Origin of the sequence: Stenotrophomonas sp. SrG, assembly GCF_050031795.1 — a bacterium.
In the GTDB taxonomy this organism is placed as follows: domain Bacteria; phylum Pseudomonadota; class Gammaproteobacteria; order Xanthomonadales; family Xanthomonadaceae; genus Stenotrophomonas; species Stenotrophomonas rhizophila_A.
The window spans coordinates 65,943-75,589 of the sequence record NZ_JBNBBE010000017.1 but is presented as its reverse complement, the minus strand read 5'-3'; the positions used below and the strand labels follow the sequence as shown (position 1 = coordinate 75,589).

Here is a 9,647-nt window from a genome sequence, read left to right as displayed (position 1 = left end):
TCCCAAGGCCGCCGCCCCGGCCAGCAAGCCGCCGGTGACCCCGTCGCACCGCGCCCCGGCCGAACCGGCCGCGCCGCAGCCGGCGCTGTCGTCGGGCAAGCCGGCCGACATCGAATGCCAGATGGTGGTGCTGGGGGCGGGCCCGGGCGGTTACACCGCTGCGTTCCGCTCGGCCGACCTGGGCGTGGACACCGTGCTGATCGAACGCTATGCCAGCTTGGGCGGCGTGTGTCTCAATGTGGGCTGCATTCCGTCCAAGGCGCTGCTGCATGCGGCCGCGGTGATCGACGAAGTGGCCCACGCGGGCGATTTCGGCGTGGAATTCAGCGCACCGAAGATCACGCTGGACAAGCTGCGCGGCTACAAGGAAAAGGTGGTCACCCAGCTGACCAAGGGCCTGTCGGGCATGGCCAAGCAGCGCAAGGTGCGCACCGTGCAGGGCGTGGCCACGTTCGTCTCGGCCAATGAGCTGGAGATCGTCGGCGACGACGGCAAGACCCAGCTGCTGCGCTTCCAGCAGTGCATCATCGCCGCCGGTTCGCAGGCGGTGAAGCTGCCGAACTTCCCGTGGGACGACCCGCGCGTGATGGATTCCACCGATGCGCTGGAACTGGCCGACATTCCCGGCTCGCTGCTGGTGGTCGGTGGCGGCATCATCGGCCTGGAAATGGCGACCGTGTACGCGGCGCTGGGCAGCAAGGTGACCGTGGTGGAGTTCATGGACCAGCTGATGCCTGGTGCCGACAAGGACCTGGTCAAGCCGTTGGCCGACCGCCTGAAGAAGCAGGGCGTCGAGGTCCACCTCAAGACCAAGGCCTCCGGCGTGACCGCGGACAAGAAGGGCATCACCGTGACCTTCGACGCCGCTGCCGAAGGCGAGAAGCCGGGGCTGGAGCAGGGCACCTTCGACCGCGTGCTGGTGGCCGTGGGGCGCTCGCCGAACGGGAAGAAGATCGGCGCGGAGAAGGCCGGGGTGGGCGTCACCGAGCGTGGCTTCATTCCGGTGGACCGCCAGATGCGCACCAACGTGCCGCACATCTTTGCCATCGGCGATATCGTCGGCAACCCGATGCTGGCCCACAAGGCCACGCACGAGGGCAAGCTGGCCGCTGAAGTGGCCTCGGGCGAGAAAAAGGAGTGGGTGGCGCGAGTGATTCCGTCGGTGGCCTACACCAACCCGGAAATCGCCTGGGTAGGCGTGACCGAAACCGAAGCCAAGGCGCAGGGCCTGAAGGTTGGCGTAGCGAAGTTCCCGTGGGCGGCCAGTGGCCGTGCCATCGGCATCGGCCGCACCGAAGGCTTCACCAAGCTGATCTTCGACGAGGACACCCACCGCATCATCGGCGGCGCGATCGTCGGCGTGCACGCCGGTGACCTGCTGGCCGAAATCGGCCTGGCCATCGAGATGGGCGCCGAAGCCGAAGACATCGGCCACACCATCCACGCCCACCCGACACTGAGCGAATCGGTGGCGATGGCCGCGGAAATCTACGACGGCACCATCACCGATCTGTACATCCCGAAAAAGAAATAAAAGGAACCCGGCGAAAGCCGGGTTTCTTTTATTTCGGTAGCTCACGACCGTTGGTCGTGAGACCGGTTCAAACAAAAAACCCGGCTTTCGCCGGGTTTTTCGTGCGGTAACACACCAACCAACGGTTGGATCAGAACGAAACGCTGATGCCGGCGACCGGGCCCTTGAATTCCTGCTTCAGGCCGATGGTGCCATCGCTGCCGGTCTGGTCGACGTCGAGGCGGAACCAGTCGTAGCCGGCGAAGATGCCGAAATTGTCGGTGAACCTGTAATCCACGATCACGTTGGCGCGGGTCAGGTCGCCATCGTAGTCATCGAAGTTGCCCCAGTCGGTGTTGAGGTACTGGCCCTGCGCGGTGATCATCCACTTCTCGGACGGGGTGATGGTGAAGCGCGCACCGACCACCGGCGCAACGCCGTCGGCCTTCTCGTCCAGGAACTCGCCCTGGTATACGGTGCCCAGGTCGGCGTAGGCCTTGGTGCTCACCTTGGCGTACTCCGCACCCAGCTGCAGGCCGAGGTCGAACTTCTCGGTGTCCACCACCGAGTAGTCGTACACCAGGCTGGCCACCTGGTACTTCAGCTCGCCCTTGACGAAGCTGCCGGCCGGCACGGTTTCGCCGCCGAAGCTGATGCCGTCGTTGAGGGTTTCGCGGCGGTCCTTGTCGTACTTGAAGTAGTTGAAGATCAGGCGCTGGCGGTCGCTGATGCGGAACAGGCCGTCAATGCGCGGCTCCCATTCCTTGCCGCCCAGGCCGAAGTCCTCGGAGAAGCCCACATCCTGGCCGAGCACCGTGGTGTTGCCCCGGATGGTGTTGTCCGAGTCGATGTTCATCGCACCCAGGCGCAGGGCGAAGCGGTCGTCGCCTTCGGCTGCGCTCGCGGACGTGGCGTGGGTGAGGGCGGCCATGGCCAGCGGCAGGGCGAGCAGGGGAAGCAGGCGCATCGTTCTATCCTTGGAGGGATTCAGTGAAGTGGAATCACTCTGCCCAGCGCCGCGTCCACCATTCGTGAACGTATGGTGGAGATTGTGTGTACCGTTCATGCACCCCGGGTGACCGTCGGTGTCCGCGCGTGGCCGCCGCGTGCACCCCACGACGTTGTAGCGGATGCGGCCTGCCCGGAAAAAAGGCGGCCCCGGAGAGAGCTCGGGGCCGCCCGGTACCGGCCTGCTTCAGGGGCGTCGACGAGGATCGAATTGGCAGGCCCACTTCTCTGACCCAGCCCCACGACCAAAGTTCAATATGGTGCGACGCGACATGAATTGGGGCGGGCTGTGGCGGGATCGGCCCCCCTTCCGGGCCAAAATCTGTGGCGATGCAGCAACTTGCGTCGTCCGGGATGAACAGGCGCAGGTTGTCTCGCAAATTGTCCCGTTGCTATAATTTGGCGGCTCGACGGGGCACAGGCAGTTCCAGCCCCGGTCACTCCTCCCACAACCATGCAGGACATACGTGTGCTGAACTCCGTTGACGCGGGTCGGCGACTGATGCTGCGCGCAGCGGTGTACCCGCTGGCTGCAGTGGCTGTCCTGGCCCTGGTGCTCCTGCTGCTGGCAGGCCCGAAGTACGCGCTTGGCGCGCTCGCATCGGGCATCGCGGTATCGGCAGGTGGCTGGGTCGCGGCGCGGATGGCGCTGGGGGGCGGGGTGCAGGCGGCAGGTTCAGCGATGTCGCGGCTGATCCTGGCGGTGGTGGCAAAGTGGGCGCTCGTATTCGGTGTCCTGGCGGTGGGTTTCGTGGTCTTCAAGCTGCCTGCATTGGCGCTGCTGGCCGGAATCGCCGTCGGACTGATGTTCCAGGTCCTGGCTCTGGCCAGGCGCTGATCCAATTTATTTAACTCAAGGTTCCGGACACATGGCAGGCGAGGCGCTTACACCCACCTCCTACATCCAACATCACCTGCACAACCTGACGTTCCACATGCAGGAAGGTGGTTTCTGGGCAATTCACGTCGACACCATTGTGACTTCGGTCCTGATGGGTTTGTTGATGGTGTTTGGCTTCTGGATGGCCACCCGCAAGGCCACCGCCGGCGTACCGGGCAAGTGGCAGGCGTTCGTTGAAATCTGCCTGGAGTTCGTTGACCGCCAGGCCAAGGACACCTACCACGGCACCAGCAAGCTGGTGACCCCGATCGCGATCACGATCTTCTTCTGGATCCTCCTGATGAACCTCATCAAGATGATCCCGGCCGACTTCATCGCCCTGCCGCTCGAAGCGCTGGGCATTCCGTACTGGAAGCCGGTCCCGACCGCCGACGTCAATGCCACCCTGGGCATGTCGATCAGCGTGTTCTTCCTGATGCTGTTCTTCGCGCTGCGCGCCAAGGGCCTGGGTGGTTTCACCAAGGAATTCCTGACCGCACCGTTCGGCAAGTGGATGATGCCGTTCAACCTGATCCTCAACATCGTCGAGTGGCTGAGCAAGCCGATCTCGCTGGCGATGCGACTGTTCGGCAACATGTTCGGCGGCGAAATCGTGTTCCTGCTGATCTGGGTGCTGGGCAGTGCCGGCATCATGGGCGCCATCGCAGGCGGTGCCTTCGGCCTCGGCTGGATGCTGTTCCACCTGCTGGTGATTCCGCTGCAGGCCTTCATTTTCATGATGTTGTCCATCGTGTACCTGAGCCTGTCGGAAGACGCTCACTGAGTTTCCGCTTCACCCTTCATCCGTTTCATTACCCTTAGCTACTTAAGTTTCCGGAGATAACCCATGTACTTTGCCGTCCTGACCAACCTCGCCCAAGTCCAGAGCTCCACCGTCCTCGCCGTCGGCATCATGATCGGCCTGGCCGCGCTGGGTGCCGGTCTCGGTCTGGCCATCATGGCCGGTAAGTTCCTGGAATCGGCTGCCCGCCAGCCGGAGCTGATCCCGGTGCTGCAGGTCCGCATGTTCATCACCGCCGGCCTGATCGACGCCGCGTTCATCATCTCGGTCGCCGTCGGCCTGCTGCTGGCCTTCGCCAACCCGACCATCGCTGAGTTCGTGACCCGCCTGCCGCCGGTTGCCGGCTGATCCAGCGAAAGCGAAACGATCAGGCGCCTTGAGCGCCTGATCGCGGATGAAGGAACGGATGCGCCGCTCCTGCGGCGCCTCCACCCCATCACCCCAGATTGAGCGAACCCCATGGAAATCGGTTTTACCCTCGTTGCCCAGGCACTGGCGTTCGCCGGTCTGATCTGGATCATCGCGACCAAGATCTGGCCGCCGCTGATGAACGCCATCGAAGAGCGCCAGCAGAAGATCGCTGAAGGGCTCGCTGCTGCCGACCGCAGCCAGAAGGATCTGGCCCAGGCGCAGGAAAAGGTCAACGAAGCACTGAAGGACGCGCGCACCAAGGCCAACGAGATCATCGACCAGGCCCATGCCCGCGCCAACCAGATCGTTGATGCTGCCAAGAATGAAGCCATCGTCGAAGCGAACCGCCAGAAAGAACTGGCCCACGCCGAGATCGAACTGGCCGCCAACCGTGCCCGCGAGGATCTGCGCAAGCAGGTGTCCGTGCTGGCCGTGACCGGTGCCGAAAAGCTGCTCAAGCGCGAAATCGACGCCAACGCCCACAAGGCGCTGCTCGACGAGCTGGCCTCGGAGATCTGATCGATGAGCCAGGCCCTCACGCTTGCACGCCCGTATGCCCGCGCCGCGTTCGCGACCGCGCGCGACGAAGGCACGTTCGCGCCGTGGTCGGACGCGCTTGCGTTCTCCGCCCATGTAGCCGCCGATCCGCGCGTGTCGGCCCTGCTGTCGAACCCGGAGCTGGGCCGTGACGATGCCGTCGCGTTGCTGGCCCCGGAAACGGCAGGCGAGTCGTTCGGTCGTTTCCTGGCCATCCTGGCCGAAGCGCACCGGCTGCCGCTGCTGCCGGAAATCGCAGGCATGTACGACCAGCTCCGCGCTGAAGCCGAACACGTGGTGAAAGCCACCGTGACCTCGGCCGCCGAGCTGTCCACCGCTGAGCTGGACGCCATCAAGGCCGCGCTGCGCAAGCGCTTCGGCCAAGAGGTCGACGTCACCACCGCCATCGATGCGTCGCTGATCGGCGGTGCGGTGATCGACGCTGGCGACGTGGTGATCGATGGCTCGCTCAAGGGCAAGCTGTCGCGCCTGCAGACCGCGCTCGCTAACTGAATTCATTTAACGTCCGGCGTGATCGCCGGCACTAGGACTTGACGATGGCAACCACGCTCAACCCCTCCGAAATCAGCGAACTGATCAAGAACCGCATCGAGAAGGTCAAGCTGGCCGCGGAATCGCGCAACGAAGGCACCGTGACCAGCGTGTCCGACGGCATCGTGCGCATCTTCGGCCTGGCCGACGTGATGCAGGGCGAAATGATCGAACTGCCGAACAACACCTTCGCCCTGGCCCTGAACCTGGAGCGCGACTCGGTCGGCGCCGTGGTCCTGGGTGGCTATGAGCACCTGCGCGAAGGCGACGTGGCCAAGACCACCGGCCGCATCCTGGAAGTGCCGGTCGGTCCGGAGCTGCTGGGCCGCGTGGTCAACGCGCTCGGCGAGCCGATCGACGGCAAGGGCCCGATCGCTGCCCAGGCCACCGCACCGGTGGAGCGCGTTGCCCCGGGCGTGATCTGGCGCAAGTCGGTCGACCAGCCGGTGCAGACCGGTTACAAGTCCGTCGACTCCATGATCCCGATCGGCCGCGGCCAGCGCGAGCTGGTCATCGGTGACCGCCAGACCGGCAAGACCGCCCTGGCCATCGATGCGGTGATCAACCAGAAGGACACCGGCATCAAGTGCGTGTACGTCGCGATCGGCCAGAAGGCCTCGACCGTGGCCAACATCGTGCGCAAGCTGGAAGAGAACGGCGCCCTGGCCCACACCGTGGTCGTGGCCGCCACCGCGTCCGAATCGGCTGCCATGCAGTACATCAGCGCCTACTCGGGCTGCACCATGGGTGAGTACTTCATGGACCGCGGCCAGGATGCCCTGATCGTGTACGACGACCTGTCCAAGCAGGCCGTGGCCTACCGCCAGATCTCGCTGCTGCTGAAGCGCCCGCCGGGCCGTGAAGCCTACCCGGGTGACGTGTTCTACCTGCACTCGCGTCTGCTCGAGCGCGCAGCCCGCGTGTCGGAAGAGTACGTGGAGAAGTTCACCAACGGTGCCGTCAAGGGCCAGACCGGTTCGCTCACCGCGCTGCCGATCATCGAAACCCAGGCCGGTGACGTTTCCGCGTTCGTGCCGACCAACGTGATCTCGATCACCGACGGCCAGATCTTCCTGGAAACCGACCTGTTCAACTCGGGCATCCGCCCGGCCGTGAACGCCGGTATCTCGGTGTCGCGCGTCGGTGGTGCTGCCCAGACCAAGATCATCAAGAAGCTGTCGGGCGGCATCCGCATCTCGCTGGCGCAGTACCGTGAGCTGGCGGCGTTCGCGCAGTTCGCCTCGGACCTGGACGAAGCCACCCGCAAGCAGCTCGAGCGCGGTCAGCGCGTGACCGAGCTGATGAAGCAGAAGCAGTACGCCCCGATGTCGATCGCCAACCAGGCGCTGTCGATCTACGCCGTCAACGAGGGTTACCTCGACGACGTGCCGGTCAACAAGCTGCTGGCCTTCGAAGAAGGCCTGCACGCCCACTTCGCCAACACCCAGGGCGAACTGGTCGGCAAGGTCAACGCCACCGGCGGTTGGGACAACGACATCGAAGCGGCCTTCAAGAAGGGCATCTCCGAGTTCAAGACCACCGGCAGCTGGTAAGCCGCTTCGTGGGGCGGGGAGTGTTTCCCCGCTGCGCAAACGACAAAGCGGGGCATGGCCCCGCTCTACGGGAATAAGAGATGGCAAGCGGACGCGAAATCAAAACCAAGATCAAGAGCGTGCAGAACACCCGCAAGGTGACCCGCGCGCTTGAAATGGTCTCGGCCTCCAAAATCCGCAAGGCGCAGGAGCGGATGAAGACGTCGCGTCCGTATGCGCAGGCGATGAAGCAGGTGATCGGCCACCTGGCCCAGGCCAGCACCGATTACCAGCATCCGTTCCTGGTCCAGCGCGACGAAGTGAAGCGCGTGGGCTACATCGTGGTCTCTTCCGACCGCGGCCTGGCCGGCGGCCTGAACAACAACCTGTTCCGCAAGATGCTCGGCGACGTGCGCGAGTGGCAGGACAAGGGCGCCGAGATCGACCTGGTGACCATCGGCCAGAAGGCATCCACCTTCTTCCGCCGCGTCAAGGTCAACATGGTCGGCAGCGTCACCCACATGGGCGACGTGCCGCACCTGGAACAGCTGATCGGTGTCATCAAGGTCATGCTCGATGCCTTCACCGAAGGCAAGGTCGACCGTGTGTACCTGGTCTACAACCGCTTCATCAACACGATGACGCAGAAGGCCAGCTTCGACCAGCTGCTGCCGTTGCCGGCCGCCGAGAAGCAGGTTGCACACCACGACTGGGATTACCTGTACGAACCCGACGCCGCGACCGTGCTGGAGCACGTGATGACGCGTTACGTCGAATCGCTGGTGTACCAGGCAGTGCTGGAAAACGTCGCGTCCGAGCATGCAGCCCGCATGGTCGCGATGAAGTCGGCCAGTGACAACGCCAACAAGCTGATCGGAACCCTGCAGCTGGTCTACAACAAGGCCCGCCAGGCAGCGATCACCCAGGAAATTTCGGAAATCGTCGGCGGCGCGGCAGCAGTCTGACGCGCGCAGTCAAAGCATTTAAATTAGAGGATGCAGCAATGAGTCAGGGCAAGATCGTTCAGATCATCGGCGCCGTCGTCGACGTGGAATTCCCCCGCGAGTCGGTGCCGAAGGTGTACCACGCGCTGAAGGTGGACAACACCGAAATCACGCTGGAAGTGCAGCAGCAGCTCGGCGACGGCGTGGTCCGTTGCATCGCGCTGGGCTCCACCGACGGCCTGAAGCGCAACCTGGTGGCCACCAACACCGAACGCGCCATCTCGGTGCCGGTCGGTGCCGGCACCCTGGGCCGCATCATGGACGTGCTGGGCCGTCCGATCGACGAAGCCGGTCCGGTGACCGCCAGCGACAGCTGGGAAATCCACCGTGAAGCGCCGTCGTACGAAGACCAGTCCCCGGCCACCGAGCTGCTGGAAACCGGCATCAAGGTCATCGACCTGATGTGCCCGTTCGCCAAGGGCGGCAAGGTCGGCCTGTTCGGCGGCGCCGGCGTGGGCAAGACCGTCAACATGATGGAACTGATCAACAACATCGCCAAGGCGCACAGCGGTCTGTCCGTGTTCGCCGGCGTGGGTGAGCGTACCCGTGAGGGCAACGACTTCTACCACGAGATGAAGGACTCCAACGTCCTGGACAAGGTCGCGATGGTGTACGGCCAGATGAACGAGCCGCCGGGCAACCGCCTGCGCGTCGCGTTGACCGGCCTGACCATGGCCGAGTACTTCCGCGACGAGAAGGACGAAAACGGCAAGGGCAAGGACGTGCTGCTGTTCGTCGACAACATCTACCGCTACACCCTGGCCGGTACCGAAGTGTCGGCACTGCTGGGCCGCATGCCGTCGGCCGTGGGTTACCAGCCGACCCTGGCCGAGGAAATGGGCGTCCTGCAGGAGCGCATCACCTCGACCAAGAACGGCTCGATCACCTCGATCCAGGCCGTCTACGTGCCGGCCGATGACTTGACCGACCCGTCCCCGGCGACCACCTTCGCCCACCTGGATTCGACCGTGACCCTGTCGCGTTCGATTGCCTCGTTGGGTATCTACCCGGCGGTGGATCCGCTGGATTCGACCAGCCGCCAGATGGACCCGCTGGTCATCGGCCACGAACATTACGACACCGCCCAGCGCGTCCAGCAGACCCTGCAGAAGTACAAGGAACTGAAGGACATCATCGCCATCCTGGGCATGGACGAACTGTCCGAAGAAGACAAGCAGGCCGTGTCGCGCGCCCGCAAGATCGAGCGCTTCTTCAGCCAGCCGTTCCACGTGGCCGAAGTGTTCACCGGCTCGCCGGGCAAGTACGTGTCGCTGAAGGACACCATCCGCGGCTTCAAGGCCATCGTCGACGGTGAATACGACCACCTGCCGGAGCAGGCGTTCTACATGGTCGGCAGCATCGAAGAAGCGGTCGAGAAAGCCAAGAAGATGGCTGAGAAGGCCTGATC

At 64.1% G+C, this 9,647-nt stretch carries 10 protein-coding genes; 9 read left to right on the top strand and 1 reads right to left on the bottom strand.

The window, feature by feature from the left end; translation table 11 throughout:
* A partial coding sequence (gene lpdA / locus ACQG3P_RS15860) for a dihydrolipoyl dehydrogenase (protein WP_426805590.1) occupies window positions 1-1,534 on the top strand: 1,534 nt, incomplete at its 5' end.
* A 130-nt stretch (window positions 1,535-1,664) separates the two neighbouring features.
* Here lpdA and ACQG3P_RS15855 read toward each other — a convergent pair.
* Complete coding sequence (locus ACQG3P_RS15855) at window positions 1,665-2,480, bottom strand: hypothetical protein (RefSeq protein ID WP_068854105.1); 816 nt, start codon at window positions 2,478-2,480, stop codon at window positions 1,665-1,667.
* 510 nt (window positions 2,481-2,990) lie between these two features.
* Here ACQG3P_RS15855 and ACQG3P_RS15850 point away from each other — a divergent pair.
* The 8 genes from ACQG3P_RS15850 (at window position 2,991) to atpD (ending at window position 9,645) form a co-directional block, all read left to right on the top strand.
* Entirely contained in the window at window positions 2,991-3,359 is a 369-nt protein-coding gene (locus ACQG3P_RS15850) for a hypothetical protein (protein WP_176472592.1), read from the top strand.
* Between the two features lie 31 nt (window positions 3,360-3,390).
* Window positions 3,391-4,185 (top strand): F0F1 ATP synthase subunit A, encoded by a 795-nt coding sequence (gene atpB / locus ACQG3P_RS15845; protein ID WP_068854103.1) that lies wholly within the window; start codon window positions 3,391-3,393, stop codon window positions 4,183-4,185.
* Window positions 4,186-4,248: 63 nt separating this feature from the next.
* Complete coding sequence (gene atpE, locus ACQG3P_RS15840) at window positions 4,249-4,551, top strand: F0F1 ATP synthase subunit C (RefSeq protein WP_068854102.1); 303 nt, start codon at window positions 4,249-4,251, stop codon at window positions 4,549-4,551.
* A gap of 111 nt (window positions 4,552-4,662) precedes the next feature.
* The gene (locus ACQG3P_RS15835; protein ID WP_068854101.1) at window positions 4,663-5,133 is read left to right on the top strand and encodes a F0F1 ATP synthase subunit B; all 471 of its coding nucleotides are present in this window, start codon (window positions 4,663-4,665) and stop codon (window positions 5,131-5,133) included.
* 3 nt (window positions 5,134-5,136) lie between these two features.
* Window positions 5,137-5,664: a F0F1 ATP synthase subunit delta gene (locus ACQG3P_RS15830; protein ID WP_068854100.1), complete on the top strand. Its 528-nt coding sequence runs from the start codon at window positions 5,137-5,139 to the stop codon at window positions 5,662-5,664.
* Window positions 5,665-5,708: 44 nt separating this feature from the next.
* Window positions 5,709-7,256, top strand: coding sequence for a F0F1 ATP synthase subunit alpha (gene atpA / locus ACQG3P_RS15825; protein ID WP_068854099.1), 1,548 nt, complete (start codon window positions 5,709-5,711; stop codon window positions 7,254-7,256).
* An 80-nt stretch (window positions 7,257-7,336) separates the two neighbouring features.
* Window positions 7,337-8,200: a F0F1 ATP synthase subunit gamma gene (atpG, locus tag ACQG3P_RS15820; protein WP_068854098.1), complete on the top strand. Its 864-nt coding sequence runs from the start codon at window positions 7,337-7,339 to the stop codon at window positions 8,198-8,200.
* A 38-nt stretch (window positions 8,201-8,238) separates the two neighbouring features.
* Entirely contained in the window at window positions 8,239-9,645 is a 1,407-nt protein-coding gene (atpD, locus tag ACQG3P_RS15815; protein WP_068854097.1) for a F0F1 ATP synthase subunit beta, read from the top strand.
* The last annotated feature ends 2 nt before the right edge of the window (window positions 9,646-9,647 follow it).

What these genes read in the sequence shown, in the direction of transcription:
- atpE (WP_068854102.1), top strand. Translation starts at nt 4,249, where the DNA reads ATGTACTTTGCCGTCCTGACCAACCTCGCCCAAGTCCAGAGCTCCACC.
- atpD (WP_068854097.1), top strand. Translation starts at nt 8,239, where the DNA reads ATGAGTCAGGGCAAGATCGTTCAGATCATCGGCGCCGTCGTCGACGTG.
- atpG (WP_068854098.1), top strand. Translation starts at nt 7,337, where the DNA reads ATGGCAAGCGGACGCGAAATCAAAACCAAGATCAAGAGCGTGCAGAAC.
- ACQG3P_RS15830 (WP_068854100.1), top strand. Translation starts at nt 5,137, where the DNA reads ATGAGCCAGGCCCTCACGCTTGCACGCCCGTATGCCCGCGCCGCGTTC.
- atpA (WP_068854099.1), top strand. Translation starts at nt 5,709, where the DNA reads ATGGCAACCACGCTCAACCCCTCCGAAATCAGCGAACTGATCAAGAAC.
- ACQG3P_RS15835 (WP_068854101.1), top strand. Translation starts at nt 4,663, where the DNA reads ATGGAAATCGGTTTTACCCTCGTTGCCCAGGCACTGGCGTTCGCCGGT.
- atpB (WP_068854103.1), top strand. Translation starts at nt 3,391, where the DNA reads ATGGCAGGCGAGGCGCTTACACCCACCTCCTACATCCAACATCACCTG.
- ACQG3P_RS15855 (WP_068854105.1), bottom strand. Translation starts at nt 2,480, where the DNA reads ATGCGCCTGCTTCCCCTGCTCGCCCTGCCGCTGGCCATGGCCGCCCTC.